The organism is Streptomyces xinghaiensis S187, from assembly GCF_000220705.2.
Taxonomy (GTDB): domain Bacteria; phylum Actinomycetota; class Actinomycetes; order Streptomycetales; family Streptomycetaceae; genus Streptomyces; species Streptomyces xinghaiensis.
In genome coordinates, this window is the sequence record NZ_CP023202.1 from 2,535,368 (window position 1) to 2,551,313 (window position 15,946).

The window sequence follows — 15,946 nt, forward strand, 5'->3', positions numbered from 1 at the left end:
GTCGTCCGATGGAGCAGAGCGATTTCCGTGCCCGGAGTGCGGGCACCGGCGGACGGTGTCGCGCTGCTGGGAGTGTGACCTGGGGGACGTGGCCGCCGACAGGGCGGGCCCGCTGGAGCTTGTGGGGCTGGTGGTGACCGCCGCCGTTCTGCAGCCCTTCGTGACCGCGATCGCCACCAGGGCCGGCGAGGAGGTATGGCCGAAGATCGCCGGCCTGGTCCGGCGTGAGCGTCGCGAGGAGATCGACCAACGCCTCGCCGACGCCGAACTCCTCGAACTGGTCTCCCGCGACGGTCGCTTCGTCATCAGCGTGCCCAAGCGGCTGTCGGCCGCGGCCGCCGGGGACTTGCAGACCGTGATGGACACACTGCAGAACACAGCGGGTCTCTTCCACCTCTCCTACGAGGCCGCGACCGGATCCTGGAACATCACCCGTGTCGAGGACGGGCCTGAGGAAAATCGCACCGCGGCGCAGTGAGTTCAGGCCGGAGCGGAAACGGTCAGCGGCGCGCACTCAGCACGTGTCCCGCGCCGCCGGTGGCCCCGAGGCCGATCGCGCCGGCAAGCCACGTTCCCACCAGGATCGCCGCCACCAGCGACGCCGGGTGGCTCCACAGCGTGTGTAATCCCCATGCGGCGAGGCCGATGCACAGAGGGCCGAGCCACATCGGCGAGCGTCCCCAGAACGGCATCCGGCTGAAGGAGGTGCTCACGGCCGACAGTACGAACGCCGCAAGCGCCATGCCGAGGAAGACGCCGCGTGCCCGGCCGAAGTCGCCACTGCCGAGGACGTAGCCGCCCAGCGCGCCGACGATACTGCCCGCGGCGACCAGCAACAGCGCGAGCGTGTCCCGCACCAGGACGTAGTTGCGCGGGCTGCGGACGTGAGCCACCTGCCAGCAGGCCACGAGCAGGTCGCCGCAGGTGGACGCACCGATCCAGGCGCCGATCACCGCGCCGCTCCAGCCTTCCCACGCATAGCCCGTGAACAGTCCGGCGAGCAGGCCCAGCAGCATGCCCGGACCGGCGAAGCGGCCGCCGTCCCGCTCCTCGCCTCGCTCCCCGCTCAGGCCGCCGACCCCGGCCGGGACCCCGGCCGGCGCTGGTGCGCCCGGCAGCAGGGACGGGCCCGCGTAACGCGTCGGCTCGGTGGACAGCCGCTCGCCGTCCGGATGTTCGGCGGTACGGACGACGCGTTCCACCTGCCGCGGAGTGAGCCGCAGCGCAGTGAGGACCTTCCGCAGAAACGCGTCCCGCTCGCTCCTCGTGTCGGCCCCCCGGTGGCTGATCGGCTCCGGGATCATGAGGCCCCGCAGCCGTACGCAGCCGACCGTCCGGAACTCCCGGAGACGGGGATCGTAGGTGTAGACGAGCGGCAGATCGGCTCCGGCGTCGATGTGCAGCAGCGCCATGCGCATGCTCATTTCACCGTCCATCGGGCTCCCCCCTCGGCTCAGAGTGACAGAACAACCCCTCTCGGTGAAAGTGCTCAATTCTCTGCGGTTCTGCGGGCGGCCGCTTCGTTCCGGTCCAGCCCGGATCCAGCAGCCGGAGCAACCCATCACGGCACCCGAGGGCGCCGTCAGGACCGGCCGCGATCCGTGAGCATCACTGTGCGCCGACCCGCATGCCCAAACAAACTGCCTCATCTCCATCGACGCCCTGACGATCTCGTGACCCAAGCCCCGGCAAGTCGATACGGTTGAGCCATGACCGCACTACCCGACTGGATGCGCCCGCCGCGCGCGGAAGGCTGGTTCGCGGAGGACCTGGACCGCCTCCCCGAGGCGCCTCGCCACACCGAGCTGATCGACGGAGCCCTCGTCTTCATGATGTCGCCCCAGCGGTCCTGGCACGGCCGTCTCGTCACGTCCCTCACCACCGCACTCATGGCGGCCGCGCCCACTGGTTTCGAGGTCGAGCGGGAGATGACGATCCGCCTCGACGAGCGCAACCGGCCGGAGCCGGATCTGCTCGTGACGACCGCCCCCTACGACCCGGACCGCACGTGGTACGCGCCGGAAGAGGTCCGGCTCGTCGTCGAGGTCGTCTCACCGGAGTCCGCGCACCGCGACCGCACGGTGAAGCTGCACAAGTACGCCGAGGCCAAGATCCCGCATTATTGGTGTGTCGAGGAAGAAGACGGCACCCCTGTCGTCCACGTCTACGAGCTCGACGAACCGACTGGCGTCTATGCGCCCGCCGGCATCTTCCGGGGCATTCTCAAGCGCCCTGTGCCTTTCGAGATCAGCCTGGACCTCGACGGGCTCACCCCACCGCGGAAGCACTAGGGATCGGTACCAAGTCAGCACCGGATCGAGTGGGAGGGCCGGGTCGCCCGGCCCTCCTGTACCACCGGCGCATCCGGCGGTACACCGAGCCGGTCTCAACCGTTGCCAAGAGGTCGCCGCAGAGTCGGGCGGGCTGTCACGTTCCACGGTCTACGAGTCGCGACCATGATCCAGCCAGGATCAGCAGCCGGAAACCCCGCCTGATCGGGATCGGCTCCGACGCCATCCCCGCCATCATGGACGGACCGTCCGATCCGGGCGGATCCGGTCGGCTGACCGTTATCGAGACTTGCGGGGAAGCGGGCTGCGGCCCCGCCTCATCGCCCACTGAACAGCGGCAACCCCGACCATCCGTGAGCGGGCAGCCACGCCCCTGACCGACCTGAGAACCGACGGCGCGGTCCAGCCTCTGCACCGCGCCCACCGCCGGCTGATTCAAGGGTTCGGCGGGGCGCAGCCGCCTCGTCATGGCCCGTACGGACATCTCCCCGTACGGCAAGCACGACACGTGCACCTCGTAGCGGCGGCGGGCCCAGGGCTTGGGGGCACGTGATGCTCTGCTGGGTCTCCCGGTATCCAACACGGACCGATGACGTGACCCCCACTACATCCGGAGCCCCGTCAATCAGCCACTTATTTGCCTCCACCACCCATCCTTGCTTCGTACGCAGCGAGGATTCAAGAAGTCTCATGCGCAGCAGGCCTCCGGTGGAACATCCTGTGAAGCACGACGCCGTCCGAGAGACATGCACGACACCGGGCCACGGACCCCGGGTCGGCCCACGCGTCACACCCCCTCGTACCGACTCGCCGCTCAGCGCGATCCAGCCGTAATCCAGCCGGCGTACCGAGAACGACGGATGACGACAGGTGACGAGCCGTCAGCTCATCCAGCCGGGATCCAGCCACGGGCGCGCGAACGGGGTCGGCCCCCATCTGGGCCGACCCCGTTTGACCTGCGAGTTTGCTAGATCACCCGGTCCACGGTATGGCGGGGCCTACACGTTGAAGCGGAACTCCACCACGTCGCCGTCCTGCATGACGTAGTCCTTGCCCTCCATGCGGGCCTTGCCCTTGGCGCGGGCCTCCTGGACGGAGCCGCACTCCACCAGGTCCCCGTAGGAGATGACCTCGGCCTTGATGAAGCCCTTCTGGAAGTCGGTGTGGATGACACCGGCCGCCTCGGGGGCCGTGGCGCCCTTCCTGATGGTCCAGGCGCGGGCCTCCTTCGGGCCGGCCGTGAGGTAGGTCTGCAGGCCCAGGGTGTCGAAGCCGACGCGGGCGAGGGTGGCGAGGCCGGGCTCCTCCTGGCCCATGGACTGGAGGAGTTCCAGCGCCTCGTCGTCCTCCAGTTCGATCAGCTCGGACTCGATCTTCGCGTTGAGGAAGATCGCCTCGGCCGGGGCGACCAGCGCCTGCTGCTCCGCCTTGAAGGCGTCGTCGACCAGCTCGTCCTCGTCGACGTTGAAGACGTAGAGGAACGGCTTGACGGTGAGCAGGTGCAGTTCGTGGAGGAGCCGGCCCTGCTCGGAGTCCTTGGTGATCCCGGCGGCGAAGAGGGTCCGCCCCTCCTCCAGGATCTTCTGCGCGGCCTCCGCGGCCGCGGCGACCTGGGCCTTCTCCTTCTGGAGACGGGACTCCTTGACCAGCCGCGGCAGGGCCTTCTCGATCGACTGCAGGTCCGCCAGGATCAGCTCGGTGTTGATCGTCTCGATGTCGCTCTTCGGGGAGACCTTGCCGTCGACGTGGACGACGTTCTCGTCCTCGAAGGCCCGGATGACCTGGCAGATCGCGTCGGACTCGCGGATGTTCGCCAGGAATTTGTTGCCCAGGCCCTCGCCCTCGGAGGCGCCGCGCACGATGCCCGCGATGTCGACGAAGTCGACGGTGGCCGGGAGCTTCCGCTGGGAGCCGAAGATCTCGGCCAGCGTGTCCAGGCGCGGGTCGGGGACGCCCACGACGCCGACGTTCGGCTCAATGGTGGCGAACGGGTAGTTGGCCGCCAGGACGTCGTTCTTGGTCAGGGCGTTGAACAGGGTCGACTTGCCGACATTTGGCAGGCCGACGATTCCGATCGTGAGCGACACGTGGCGACTTCCCGGAGCGAGGGTGCGGACTGGGGCCCCGGAGCGGGACCGGCCCCAAGTCTACGGGGCGGCCCGCCCGGCTCCGTCCGGGCGGATGATCGGCTGAAAATACGACCGAGACGGTGGTGGCCGCGTGTCCCAGGCCACATTCCGCCCCTTCCCCGACCTACGTTGGTCGCGTGGAGCAACCCCGTACGCGCAGTAACGAGCGCACACCGCGCCGGCCCGCACCGCTGCCCCGCCCCACGCGCGGGGCCCCTCCCGTGGACCCCCGGGAGTCACTCGCCAACGCCCCGGGCGGGCCCGGCGGTTCGGCCGCACCCGATGGCCACGGCCCCGGGCGGGCCGGCGCCGCCCCCGGCGCCCCAGCCGGGGCCGACGACGAGTCCGCGGCCGTGTACCGGTCCGGCCGGCCGCGCTCCGTCCCGCCCGTGCTCGCCGCCCTCCAGAAGCTGCGGTGGCTGCGCCGGATGCCCGGGCCCAAGTTCACCGGTCTCGGCTGCGGTCTGCTCGCGCTGCTGCTGATGCTCGCCGCCGGCACCCTGGACCGGCTGCTGCCGGGCGGCCACTCCCCGTCCGCGTACGGGATCGCCTTCCTCGTGGCCTCCGCCGTCTGCGCCCTGTGGGTGCGTCCCACCGAACTGACCGCCGCGCCGGTCGCCCTGCCGATCGCCTTCTTCGTCGGCCTGGTGCCGGTCAGCGAGGGCGCGGCCGTGGCCGACCGGCTGGTGGACCTGGTCACCGCCCTGGCCCTCGACGCCCTCTGGCTGTACGCGGGGACGCTGCTGGCCGTGCTGACCGTGTCGGCGCGGAAGGTGGTGCTGCTGGCCTCACGGGCCGCCCGGCGCGCGGCGGCCGACGACCGCGGCACGGCGGGCCCGCCCCGGTCCGCCACCGCCCCGGCCGCCCCCGGGGCTCCGGCGGCCGCGGCACCCGGCACCCCCGGCACCGCGACGGCACCGTAACGGCGGCGGGCGGGGCGACCGCCACGACCCCGGCCCCGGCTCAGCTGTTCCGCCCGGCTCCGGCCCTGCTCGCCGGTCCGCCCGGTTCCGGCGGCCCCCGCTCAGCCCCGTTCCGTCCGGCTTCCGGTCACGGTCAGCCCGGTCAGCCCGGTCAGTCCGGTCAGTCCGGTCAGCCCGGTCAGCCCGGTCAGCCCGGTCAGCCCGGTCAGCCCTGTTCCGTCCGGCTCCGTGCCGCGGTCATCGCCGCGCCGACGATGCCCGCGTTGTTCCGCAGCTCCGCCGGCACCATCTCGGCCCGTACGCCCTCGATCAGGGGCAGGTACTTCTCGGCCTTGCGGCTCACCCCGCCGCCGATGATGAAGAGGTCCGGGGAGAACAGCATTTCGACGTGGGTGAGGTAGCGCTCCAGCCGCCGCGCCCAGTCGGCCCAGCTCAGGTCCTCGTCCTCCTTGGCGCGGCTGGCGGCCCGGGTCTCCGCGTCGTGGCCGTCGAGCTCCAGGTGGCCCAGCTCGGTGTTGGGGACGAGCTGCCCGCCGGTGAAGACGGCGCTGCCGATACCCGTGCCGAGGGTCAGCATGATCACCGTGCCGTTCCGGCCGCGGCCCGCGCCGAAGGCCATCTCGGCGACCCCGGCCGCGTCCGCGTCGTTGAGCACGGTCACCGGCAGGCCCAGCCGGTCCGCGAGCAGGCTCCGGGTGTCACGGCCGATCCAGCCGGGGTCGACGTTCGCGGCCGTGCGCGTGATGCCGCCGGTGACGACACCGGGGAAGGTCACGCCGACCGGGCCGGTCCAGCCGAAGTGCCCGGCGACCTCCGCCACGCACTCGACGACCGCCTCGGGCGTCGCCGGCTGCGGGGTCAGCACCTTGTGCCGCTCCTCCGCGAGATCTCCGCGCTCCAGGTCGACCGGGGCGCCCTTGATGCCGGAGCCGCCGATGTCCACTCCGAGTACCCGTCCGGCCGGTCCTGCGGTTGTCTGGGGGGCCTGCGCCCCGGATGTAGCCACCATGGTCACCAACTTAGGCCCTGGCGCGGCGTACTCGCCCGCCGCTGCGTCCGGGAACGCGGAAGGACCCCGGCCCGCCGCGCGGGGCGGGGGGCCGGGGCGGGGGCCCGCCGGCCCCACGGGGTACGCGCCGGGCGGGGTCCGGGCGGGGCCTCAGGCGCGGGCGTCCGGAGCGCCGGCGGCGGGTCCGCCGGACAGGGCGGCGGCTTCCGCGCGCAGATCCCGGCGGAGCTCCTTCGGCAGGGAGAAGGTGATGCTCTCCTGCATCGGCTGGACGATCTCGACATCGGCGTAGCCGCGCTCGGCGAGCCAGTCGAGGACCTCCTCGACGAGCACGTCCGGCACGGAGGCGCCGGAGCTGATGCCGACCGTGTCCACCCCGGCCAGCCACGCCTCGTCGATCTCCCCGGCGTTGTCCACCAGGTGACCGGCGCGGGCGCCCGCGCCGAGGGCGACCTCGACCAGGCGCACCGAGTTGGAGGAGTTCTTGGAGCCGACCACCAGCACCAGGTCGGAGTCGGCCGCCACTTGCTTGACCGCGATCTGCCGGTTCTGCGTGGCGTAGCAGATGTCGTCGCTGGGCGGGCTGATGAGCTGGGGGAAGCGGTCCTTGAGGGCGTCGACCGTCTCCATGGTCTCGTCGACGGAGAGGGTGGTCTGGGAGAGCCAGACGACCTTCGACGGGTCGCGCACCTCGACGTTCTTCACGTCGTCCGGGCCGTCGACCAGGGTGATGTGCTCGGGAGCCTCGCCGCTGGTGCCGATGACCTCCTCGTGGCCCTCGTGGCCGATGAGGAGGATGTCGTAGTCGTCCTTGGCGAACCGGACGGCCTCCTTGTGCACCTTGGTGACCAGCGGGCAGGTGGCGTCGATGGTCGCCAGCTTGCGGGCCGAGGCCTCCTCGTGGACCACGGGGGCGACGCCGTGCGCCGAGAAGATCACGATGGAGCCCTCGGGGACGTCCTCCGTCTCCTCGACGAAGACGGCGCCCTTCTTCTCCAGCGTCCGCACGACGAACTTGTTGTGGACGATCTCCTTGCGCACGTAGACCGGCGCGCCGTACTGCTCCAGAGCCTTCTCGACGGCGATCACGGCGCGGTCCACGCCCGCGCAGTATCCGCGGGGTGCGGCGAGCAGGACGCGCTTGCGGGCACCGCCGTCCGGGGTGTCCCCGCTCGGGGCGGCGTCGGGCGACGGGCTGGGCGTAGCAGTCATGGGGCCATCGTAAAGGCCGGGCGGGGGCCGGGCGGGCTCCGGGCGGCGGGGCGCCCGCGCCGGTCCGGCGGGGCGCGCTGTCGGTGTGCCCGGCTAGCCTCCTCCCATGGCACTCAACACCTCGGCCGAGACGCCGATCCCCGTCGGCGAGGTGTCGCGGCTCATCGGCGGCTGGATCGACCGGCTCGGCGCCGTCTGGGTGGAGGGGCAGATCACCCAGCTGTCGCGGCGCCCCGGGGCGGGCGTGGTCTTCCTGACCCTGCGCGACCCGTCGCACGACATCTCCTTGAGCGTCACGTGCTTCCGCCCGGTCTTCGACCGGGTCGCGGACGTGGTGTCCGAGGGTGCCCGGGTCGTGGTGCAGGCCAAGCCCGAGTGGTACGCGCCGCGCGGCCAGCTCTCGCTGCGCGCGGCCGAGATCAGACCGGTCGGGGTCGGTGAGCTGCTGGCCCGGCTGGAGCAGCTCAAGAAGTCGCTGGCCGCCGAAGGGCTGTTCGCGGCCGAGCGCAAGCATCCGCTGCCGTTTCTGCCGCAGCTCATAGGGCTGGTGTGCGGGCGGGCCTCGGCGGCCGAGCGTGACGTCCTGGAGAACGCCCGGCTGCGCTGGCCCGCCGTCCGCTTCGAGGTGCGCAATGTCCCCGTGCAGGGGGTGCACGCCGTCACCCAGGTGGTGGAGGCGGTGCGGGAGCTGGACGCCCATCCCGGGGTGGACGTGATCATCGTGGCCCGGGGCGGCGGCAGCGTCGAGGATCTGCTGCCGTTCTCGGACGAGCAGCTGGTGCGGGCGGTGGCGGCGTGCCGCACCCCGGTCGTCTCGGCGATCGGGCACGAGCCGGACACACCGCTGCTGGACCTGGTCGCCGATCTGCGCGCGTCCACCCCGACCGACGCGGCCAAGCAGGTGGTGCCGGACGTCGGCGAGGAGCTCCACCGCATCCAGCAACTGCGCGAGCGGGCGCTGCGCGCGGTGAGCGGCCTGCTGGACCGCGAGGAGCGCGGTCTGGCGGCGGCCCGCGCCCGGCCCTGCATGGAGCGGCCGCACCGGATGGTCGAGGAGCGGGAGGAGCAGATCACGGCGCTGTGCGACCGCGGCCGCCGCACCCTGGGGCATCTGCTGGACCGGGCGGACTCCGAGCTGGCCCACACCCGGGCGCGGGTCGTCGCCCTCTCGCCCGCCGCCACGCTGGAGCGGGGTTACGCGGTGCTGCAGCGGCCGGACGGTTCGGTCGTACGGGCGGCGCGGGAGGTGCCGGGGGGCGAGCGGCTGCGGGCCCGGGTGGCGGAGGGCGAGCTGACGGTCGTGGCGGCCGGCGGCAGCGGCGCGGACCCCGACGGCGCCGGTGCGGCGGCCACCAGGCCGGGCACGGGCGGGACGGCGGACGGGGCCGGCCCGGAGTGAAGGGCGCCGGCCCGGGGGTCCAGGGCGCCCGGCCGGGCGGTGCCGGAGCCGCCGCTCCGGGAACCGGCCGCCGCGGGGCCCGCTGTCGGTGCCGGACCGTAGGCTGACCGCATGACAGAGACCGGGACCGGGGCGGCCGCGCCGAGTGACGCGCTGGGCTATGAGCAGGCGCGGGACGAACTGATCGATGTCGTACGCCGGCTGGAGGCGGGCGGCACGACGCTGGAGGAGTCGCTCGCCCTGTGGGAGCGCGGCGAGGAGCTCTCGAAGATCTGCCGCCGCTGGCTGGACGGCGCCCGGGCGCGGCTGGACGCGGCCCTGGCCGAGTCCTCGGAGGAGGGCTCCGGGCCCTCCGGCGGCTCCCCCCGCGGCTCCGGGGACTGAGACGGTCCGGGTCCACCCCGGGGCCCTCCGACAACCGTCGCCGTCCTGCGGGCACCGCACCCACACCGGCTCGATGTGATCGGAGTCACACCGGACCCGGGCATAAGACTATTTAGTTGAAGGTTAATACACCTTGTCAGCGTGCGGGTCTCCCCCGCACACCCCCATGAACAAGGTGTTCCTTATGACTCTCGCCCTCGATGCCGCCGCCCAGGACCTGCTGTTCCGGGAGGCCCGTACCGCCAACGCCTTCACCGACGAGCCGGTGACCGAGGAGCAGGTCCAGGCCGTCTACGACCTGGTCAAGTACGCGCCGACCGCGTTCAACCAGCAGCCCCTGCGCGTGGTGCTGGTCCGCTCCCCCGAGGCGCGGCAGCGCCTGGTGGGGCACCTGATGGAGGGCAACCAGGCGAAGACCGCAGCCGCGCCGCTGACCGCGATCCTCGCCGTGGACCACGAGTTCCACGAGGAGCTGCCGCGGCTGATGCCCTTCGCGCCGGACCTCAAGGACACATTCTTCGCGGAGCGCCCGGTGCGCGAGCGGGTCGGCTCCTTCAACGCCACGCTCCAGGCGGGTTACTTCATCCTCGGCGTCCGCGCCGCCGGCCTGGCCGCCGGCCCGATGACGGGCTACGACGCCGACGGCATCAACAAGGACTTCTTCCCCGAGGGCGACCACGCCGTGCTGACCGTGGTCAACATCGGCCGGCCCGCCGAGAACGCCTGGTCCCCCGAGCGCCTGCCGCGGCTCTCCTACGACGAGGTCGTCACCACCGTCTGACCGTCCGACCGAGCCGCAACGGCAGCGCGCCCCGGCCACGGCCACCGGCCGCCCGCTCCGGGCCTCCCGAACCCCCGGGTTCAGGAGGTCTCGAGCGCGGCGGCCATCGTCGTGAGGCGCTCGTACGAGGCGGTGCCCAGGACGACGGTCGTGTGGTCGTCCTCCTCGCGCACCAGGGCGTCGTATTTCTCGCCCTCGTAGCGCACCCACTCCTCGCCGTTGATCCGCTGGGTCCGGTCGGTGCGCTCCGCGCCACGGCTCACGCTCGTCACGAACGTCTCCGGCTTGCCGTCGCTCTGCTCCACCGCCACGTACTCCCGGTCGGGGTCGAGGAAGCCCAGATGCCAGGCTGCGCCGTGCCGGCCGTCGCCCCGGTACGTCACCGAGGTGGCCTTCCACGTCTCCGGCAGTCCCTGCGGGGCCGCGAGCGGATACGGAGCCGCACGGCGGGCCGTCTTCAGCTCCACCGAGTAGTCCACCCGCTGGAGCGGGTCCTTTGAGTCGTCGTGCGGGATGAATACGTAGATGACGGCAGCGAAGAGCACGATCACCGTCATCGACAGCACCATGTCCCGCACCGTCTGCCTGCCACGTCCACTTGCCACCCGCCCATGGTCCCTCATGCGCCGCGGTGGTCCGCCCCCGCCCCCGGGGGTGCGGACCGGCGGCTCCTGGGAACCACACCCGTGGGCACCGGCCGGAGCCGGGGGATGCGCTCAAACGTGGGGCGCTCTGCTCAGATTGCCAATGAGCGGATAAAGTCTCATTACCCTCAGCATCCGGCCGTCGCCGTACAGAAAGGTGCGCTCCGATGACCGAAAACAACCATCTACCGCCCGCTCTCGATGTCCAGCCCGAGCACCCCGACCGCAACCTCGCTCTGGAGCTGGTCCGGGTCACCGAGGCCGCCGCGATGGCCGCGGGGCGGTGGGTCGGCCGCGGCGACAAGAACGGCGCGGACGGTGCCGCCGTCAAGGCCATGCGCACCCTGGTGCACACGGTCTCCATGAACGGCGTGGTCGTGATCGGCGAAGGCGAGAAGGACGAGGCGCCGATGCTGTTCAACGGCGAGCGCGTCGGCGACGGGACCGGCGCGGAGTGCGACGTGGCCGTGGACCCCGTCGACGGCACGACGCTCACCGCCAAGGGCATGAGCAACGCCGTGTCCGTACTGGCCGTGGCGGACCGCGGCACGATGTTCGACCCGTCCGCCGTCTTCTACATGGACAAGCTGGTCACCGGCCCCGAGGCCGCCGACTACGTGGACATCACCGCCCCGCCCGCGGTGAACATCCGCCGGGTCGCCAAGGCCAAGCGGAGCGAGCCCGAGGACGTCACCGTCGTCGTGCTGGACCGGCCGCGGCACGACGGGATCGTCCAGGAGATCCGGGAGACCGGCGCCCGCATCAAGTTCATCTCGGACGGCGACGTGGCCGGCGCGATCATGGCCGTACGGGAGGGCACCGGCGTCGACCTGCTGATGGGCATCGGCGGCACGCCGGAGGGCATCATCGCGGCCTGCGCCATCAAGTGCCTCGGCGGCACCATCCAGGGCAAGCTGTGGCCGAAGGACGACGAGGAGCGGCAGCGCGCCCTCGACGCGGGCCACGACCTGGACCGGGTGCTCCACACCTCCGACCTGGTCAGCGGCGAGAACGTGTTCTTCGTCGCCACCGGCATCACGGACGGCGAGCTGCTGCGCGGCGTGCGGTACCGCGCGGAGACGGCCACCACCCAGTCCCTGGTGATGCGTTCGAAGTCGGGCACCATCCGGCAGATCGACTCCACGCACCGGCTGAAGAAGCTGCGCGCCTACAGCGCGGTGGACTTCGACCGGGCCCGCTGACGGGGCCGCCCCCGGCCCCCGGCCCGTCGGAGCCGCCCCCGCCCTCCGGGGCGGCCGGCGGCCGGCGGAGGAGGACAGGCAGGAGAGGAGGAGCGCCCCGTGCGGGGGGCGCTCCTCCTCTCCACCGGCCCCTTCTTCCGGGGCCGTACCCGGCCGGCCTTCAGCCGGCCGCGGCGATGTGCGGTATCGCCGGTCGCGCGGCCTTCTGCAGCTCCGCGTCGCGCCGCCGGCGGCGGGCGAGCACGACCCGGCGCTCGGCGGCGGTGAGGCCGCCCCACACGCCGTAGGGCTCCGGCTGCAGCAGAGCGTGCTCCCGGCACTCGACCAGCACCGGGCAGCGCGCGCAGACTCTCTTCGCGGCCTCCTCGCGCGACAGCCTCGCGGCCGTCGGTTCCTTGGACGGCGCGAAGAACAGTCCTGCCTCGTCCCGGCGGCACACCGCCTCCGAATGCCAGGGGCCGTCCTGGTCCCGCGCGGTCACACGCTGGGACGGCACGACGGCGGCCTGCGGGGGCTGATGCGGCGAATGCAGCACGGTCCACTCCTGACGACAGCTACGCGAAAGGGTCACCCTTGCCCGTCTCCCTTCGCACGACCGTTTGCACCCCCATGCCGCACGAGAGACGACTCGACTCTCCCTACCCGCTGTACGCGCGCCTATTCACACCGTGGCGGACCGATCCGGGCGGGCTCAGCCGCCCAGTTCCCGCCGCATGCGATCGCGAAGATCCCTGAGCAGCTTGCCGCGCTTCGGGCGGGCGTCGACCCCGCCGAAGACGGCGAAGCCGGTGACGACCACGATCGGCGCGTCGGGATCGTCGGCCTCGCGGTTCCTGACGTCGAAGCCGCCGAAGATCCCGGTGCCCGTGCCGCGCAGCGTCACGTTCTCCGGTACCCGGATCTCCACCCCGCCGAAGATCGCCGTGGCGTTGACGACGATCTCCTGCTGCTGGAAGACCGCCTCGGTCAGATCGATCTCGACCCCGCCGAACAGGGCGAAGGCCGTGGTGCGCGGGCCGACCCGCCAGCGGCCCTTGCGGGTGGCTCCGCCGAAGACCGCGACGAGGTTCTCCGAGGCCGCGTTCGTCGCCGAGTGCGGCGCTCCGCCGGGGCGGGGGGCGGGACGGTACGGCTCCCGGTCCGGGCCGCTCTGCGCCGGCAAGTCACCGACCAGCGGCTCCAGTTCGCCGACCGTCCGGGCCCGGTAGACCAGGTCGATCCGCTCGGAGTGCTCCTCGGCGGTCAGCCGGCCCTCGGCCAGCGCCTCGCGCAGGATGTCCGCGGTCCGGTCCCGGTCCCGGTCGGAGGCGCGCATCCCGGCAGGGGACGGCGCGGGGGCGGCGGCCGCGAGCGCGGTGTCCGGGGCCGGCGGGACCGGTCCGTTCTTCCGGAAGTCCAGAGGGGCGGGCTCCGGCTCGCGCCTCTCCCGCCACCCGGGCCGCGGCTCGCCGTGACCGGCCGCGCGACGGCCGGCCTCGTCGTCCCGCGCCCGGGGCTCCGGCGCGGCGGGCGGCCCGGGAGGGGCCGCCCCCGGCGGTGGCCCGGGCGCGGCGGGCGGCTCCGGCGCGGCCGGGGCCACGGGCGGTTCGGGTGCGTCGGGGGCGGGCCCCCGTGCTGATGCGGCATCCACGTCCGCCAGCCTACCCAGACGCGATAGATCGCGACTAGGGCCCGGGGGCGGATGCCCGGTGGACCGCCTCCCGCCGGACCGTGGCCGGCCCAGGCGGTCCCCCCGTCCGCCCTTCCGCCGGCCCTCTCCCTCCACCGGCCCGCCGCCCCGGGGGTGAGCCCTACCTCACAGGCCCGCTGTCCGCGCGGCGTCTTAGGCTGGACGGGCCCCAGCCGGCCCGCCGAGACGAGGAACCCCGACCATGCCCGAGTTCGCGTACACCGACCTCCTCCCCCTGGGCGAGGACACCACGCCGTACCGCCTGGTGACCTCCGAGGGTGTGAGCACCGTCGAGGCGGACGGCCGTACGTTCCTCAAGGTCGAGCCGGAGGCGCTGCGCAAGCTGGCCGCCGAGGCCATGCACGACATCTCGCACTACCTCCGCCCCGCCCACCTCGCCCAGCTGCGCCGCATCCTGGACGACCCCGAGGCGTCCCCCAACGACCGCTTCGTCGCGCTGGACCTGCTGAAGAACGCCAACATCGCCGCGGCCGGCGTGCTGCCGATGTGCCAGGACACCGGCACCGCCATCGTCATGGGCAAGCGCGGGCAGAACGTCCTCACCTCCGGGCGGGACGAGGAGGCGCTCTCCCGCGGCATCTACGACGCGTACACCCAGCTCAACCTGCGCTACTCGCAGATGGCCCCGCTGACCATGTGGGAGGAGAAGAACACCGGCTCCAACCTCCCGGCACAGATCGAGCTGTACGCGACCGACGGCGGCGCCTACAAGTTCCTCTTCATGGCCAAGGGCGGCGGCTCGGCGAACAAGTCCTTCCTCTACCAGGAGACGAAGGCCGTGCTCAACGAGAAGAGCATGATGAGGTTCCTGGAGGAGAAGATCCGTTCGCTGGGCACCGCGGCCTGCCCGCCGTACCACCTGGCGATCGTCGTCGGCGGCACCTCCGCCGAGTACGCGCTGAAGACCGCCAAGTACGCCTCGGCGCACTACCTCGACGAGCTGCCCGCTTCAGGCTCCCCCACCGGGCACGGCTTCCGTGACAAGGAGCTGGAGGACAAGGTCTTCGAGCTGACGCAGAAGATCGGCATCGGCGCCCAGTTCGGCGGCAAGTACTTCTGCCACGACGTGCGCGTGGTGCGTCTCCCGCGGCACGGCGCCTCCTGCCCGGTCGCCATCGCCGTGTCCTGCTCCGCCGACCGTCAGGCCGTCGCGAAGATCACGGCCGAGGGCGTCTTCCTGGAGCAGTTGGAGACCGACCCGGCGCGCTTCCTCCCCGACACCACCGAGGAGCAGCTCACCGAGGGCGCGGGTCCGGACCTGGAGGCGGTGCGGATCGACCTGCGCCGCCCGATGGACGAGATCCTGGCCGAGCTCACCCGGCACCCGGTCAAGACCCGGCTCTCGCTCACCGGCACGCTCGTCGTCGCCCGCGACATCGCGCACGCCAAGATCAAGGAGCGGCTGGACGCGGGCGAGGAGATGCCGCAGTACCTCAAGGACCACCCGGTCTACTACGCCGGCCCGGCCAAGACCCCCGAGGGCTACGCCTCCGGCTCCTTCGGCCCGACCACCGCGGGGCGGATGGACGCCTACGTCGAGCAGTTCCAGGCGGCGGGCGGCTCCAAGGTGATGCTCGCCAAGGGCAACCGCTCGCGGCAGGTCACCGACGCCTGCGCCGCGCACGGCGGGTTCTACCTCGGCTCGATCGGCGGCCCGGCGGCCCGGCTCGCCCAGGACTGCATCAAGAAGGTCGAGGTCCTGGAGTACGAGGAGCTGGGCATGGAGGCGGTCTGGAAGATCGAGGTGGAGGACTTCCCCGCGTTCATCGTCGTGGACGACAAGGGCAACGACTTCTTCGCCGACCCGGCGCCGGAGCAGCCGTTCGTGACGAGCATCCCGGTGCGCGGGGCGTAACGCCTCCCGCGCGGTACGGAGTACGAAAGGCAGGTGCGGGCCCCGCGGTGTGACGGCGGGGCCCGCCGCCCGTCCGGGGGCCACCACCGCGATACGGCACCCCGCCCGCGCCCCGGCGCCGCCCGCCCCCTCCCCGTACGGCCGTTCCGCCGCGCCCGGTTCCGCCGTCCCGTACCGCCGCCCGCCGCCGGGGGTCCGCCCGGCGCGCTGGAACGGCCGCTTTCCCCTCACCGGGCCCCTCCGCGGATTAACTGGCGGGGTGCGGCCCGTTGGTGACACCGGGGGCCGGGCAGGCGCTGAGTACACGAGGACGACCGAGGGAGGCACGCGGCATGGCCGAGCCACAGGACGCGGCGCGCGGCGGAGCGGACGGCGGAACAGGCGGCGGACGCCCCTCCGGCGGGGGCGGATACCGCACCGAGCACGA

15 protein-coding genes are annotated in these 15,946 nt (G+C 72.5%); 8 read left to right on the top strand and 7 right to left on the bottom strand.

Translation table 11 applies throughout. The features are described 5' to 3' along the window. Positions 1–88 precede the first annotated feature (88 nt). On the top strand, positions 89–478 hold the full coding sequence (locus SXIN_RS10680; RefSeq protein ID WP_157916272.1) for a hypothetical protein: 390 nt from the start codon (positions 89–91) through the stop codon (positions 476–478). Between the two features lie 22 nt (positions 479–500). On the opposite strand, the gene SXIN_RS10685 is transcribed toward SXIN_RS10680, so the two are convergent. Further along, entirely contained in the window at positions 501–1,424 is a 924-nt protein-coding gene (locus SXIN_RS10685; RefSeq protein ID WP_157916273.1) for a hypothetical protein, read from the bottom strand. Positions 1,425–1,709: 285 nt separating this feature from the next. On the opposite strand from SXIN_RS10685, the gene SXIN_RS10690 reads away from it, so the two are divergent. Further along, positions 1,710–2,291, top strand: a complete 582-nt coding sequence (locus SXIN_RS10690) for a Uma2 family endonuclease (RefSeq protein WP_019710262.1) — start codon at positions 1,710–1,712, stop codon at positions 2,289–2,291. 998 nt (positions 2,292–3,289) lie between these two features. On the opposite strand, the gene ychF is transcribed toward SXIN_RS10690, so the two are convergent. After that, positions 3,290–4,378 carry a redox-regulated ATPase YchF gene (gene ychF, locus SXIN_RS10695; protein WP_019710263.1) on the bottom strand — a complete coding sequence of 363 codons (1,089 nt, stop codon included), beginning with the start codon at positions 4,376–4,378 and terminating at the stop codon, positions 3,290–3,292. 179 nt (positions 4,379–4,557) lie between these two features. On the opposite strand from ychF, the gene SXIN_RS10700 reads away from it, so the two are divergent. Continuing rightward, positions 4,558–5,343 (top strand): DUF6542 domain-containing protein, encoded by a 786-nt coding sequence (locus SXIN_RS10700; protein ID WP_238153724.1) that lies wholly within the window; start codon positions 4,558–4,560, stop codon positions 5,341–5,343. 205 nt (positions 5,344–5,548) lie between these two features. Here the strand turns inward: SXIN_RS10700 and ppgK are convergent, their stop codons facing one another. Next, complete coding sequence (ppgK, locus tag SXIN_RS10705) at positions 5,549–6,352, bottom strand: polyphosphate--glucose phosphotransferase (RefSeq protein ID WP_050930588.1); 804 nt, start codon at positions 6,350–6,352, stop codon at positions 5,549–5,551. A gap of 150 nt (positions 6,353–6,502) precedes the next feature. Further along, on the bottom strand, positions 6,503–7,564 hold the full coding sequence (locus SXIN_RS10710) for a 4-hydroxy-3-methylbut-2-enyl diphosphate reductase (protein ID WP_095756917.1): 1,062 nt from the start codon (positions 7,562–7,564) through the stop codon (positions 6,503–6,505). 106 nt (positions 7,565–7,670) lie between these two features. Between SXIN_RS10710 and xseA the strand changes: the two genes are divergently transcribed. The 3 genes from xseA to SXIN_RS10725 all read left to right on the top strand — a co-directional run bounded on the left by xseA (position 7,671) and on the right by SXIN_RS10725 (position 10,128). Beyond that, positions 7,671–8,963, top strand: coding sequence for an exodeoxyribonuclease VII large subunit (xseA, locus tag SXIN_RS10715; protein WP_095756918.1), 1,293 nt, complete (start codon positions 7,671–7,673; stop codon positions 8,961–8,963). A gap of 111 nt (positions 8,964–9,074) precedes the next feature. Further along, positions 9,075–9,347: an exodeoxyribonuclease VII small subunit gene (locus SXIN_RS10720; protein ID WP_019710266.1), complete on the top strand. Its 273-nt coding sequence runs from the start codon at positions 9,075–9,077 to the stop codon at positions 9,345–9,347. Between the two features lie 184 nt (positions 9,348–9,531). Then, positions 9,532–10,128 (top strand): malonic semialdehyde reductase, encoded by a 597-nt coding sequence (locus SXIN_RS10725; protein WP_019710267.1) that lies wholly within the window; start codon positions 9,532–9,534, stop codon positions 10,126–10,128. A gap of 80 nt (positions 10,129–10,208) precedes the next feature. Here SXIN_RS10725 and SXIN_RS10730 read toward each other — a convergent pair whose 3' ends face one another. After that, on the bottom strand, positions 10,209–10,733 hold the full coding sequence (locus SXIN_RS10730) for a DUF4245 domain-containing protein (RefSeq protein WP_039822545.1): 525 nt from the start codon (positions 10,731–10,733) through the stop codon (positions 10,209–10,211). A gap of 206 nt (positions 10,734–10,939) precedes the next feature. Here SXIN_RS10730 and glpX point away from each other — a divergent pair, with 206 nt between their 5' ends. Continuing rightward, positions 10,940–11,974, top strand: a complete 1,035-nt coding sequence (gene glpX / locus SXIN_RS10735; RefSeq protein WP_019710269.1) for a class II fructose-bisphosphatase — start codon at positions 10,940–10,942, stop codon at positions 11,972–11,974. A gap of 160 nt (positions 11,975–12,134) precedes the next feature. On the opposite strand, the gene SXIN_RS10740 is transcribed toward glpX, so the two are convergent. Together SXIN_RS10740 and SXIN_RS10745 are read right to left on the bottom strand one after the other, a co-directional pair. Beyond that, complete coding sequence (locus tag SXIN_RS10740) at positions 12,135–12,509, bottom strand: WhiB family transcriptional regulator (protein ID WP_043473664.1); 375 nt, start codon at positions 12,507–12,509, stop codon at positions 12,135–12,137. A gap of 156 nt (positions 12,510–12,665) precedes the next feature. Continuing rightward, complete coding sequence (locus SXIN_RS10745; protein WP_238153953.1) at positions 12,666–13,373, bottom strand: DUF1707 SHOCT-like domain-containing protein; 708 nt, start codon at positions 13,371–13,373, stop codon at positions 12,666–12,668. 472 nt (positions 13,374–13,845) lie between these two features. Here SXIN_RS10745 and SXIN_RS10750 point away from each other — a divergent pair, with 472 nt between their 5' ends. Further along, positions 13,846–15,519, top strand: coding sequence for a fumarate hydratase (locus SXIN_RS10750; RefSeq protein ID WP_019710270.1), 1,674 nt, complete (start codon positions 13,846–13,848; stop codon positions 15,517–15,519). Positions 15,520–15,946 lie beyond the last annotated feature (427 nt).

Excerpts from the sequence above, each read along its gene's own strand:
- SXIN_RS10685 (WP_157916273.1), bottom strand. The coding sequence starts at position 1,424 with ATGAGCATGCGCATGGCGCTGCTGCACATCGACGCCGGAGCCGATCTG.
- SXIN_RS10690 (WP_019710262.1), top strand. The coding sequence starts at position 1,710 with ATGACCGCACTACCCGACTGGATGCGCCCGCCGCGCGCGGAAGGCTGG.
- ppgK (WP_050930588.1), bottom strand. The coding sequence starts at position 6,352 with ATGGTGGCTACATCCGGGGCGCAGGCCCCCCAGACAACCGCAGGACCG.
- SXIN_RS10710 (WP_095756917.1), bottom strand. The coding sequence starts at position 7,564 with ATGACTGCTACGCCCAGCCCGTCGCCCGACGCCGCCCCGAGCGGGGAC.
- xseA (WP_095756918.1), top strand. The coding sequence starts at position 7,671 with ATGGCACTCAACACCTCGGCCGAGACGCCGATCCCCGTCGGCGAGGTG.
- SXIN_RS10720 (WP_019710266.1), top strand. The coding sequence starts at position 9,075 with ATGACAGAGACCGGGACCGGGGCGGCCGCGCCGAGTGACGCGCTGGGC.
- SXIN_RS10725 (WP_019710267.1), top strand. The coding sequence starts at position 9,532 with ATGACTCTCGCCCTCGATGCCGCCGCCCAGGACCTGCTGTTCCGGGAG.
- glpX (WP_019710269.1), top strand. The coding sequence starts at position 10,940 with ATGACCGAAAACAACCATCTACCGCCCGCTCTCGATGTCCAGCCCGAG.
- SXIN_RS10750 (WP_019710270.1), top strand. The coding sequence starts at position 13,846 with ATGCCCGAGTTCGCGTACACCGACCTCCTCCCCCTGGGCGAGGACACC.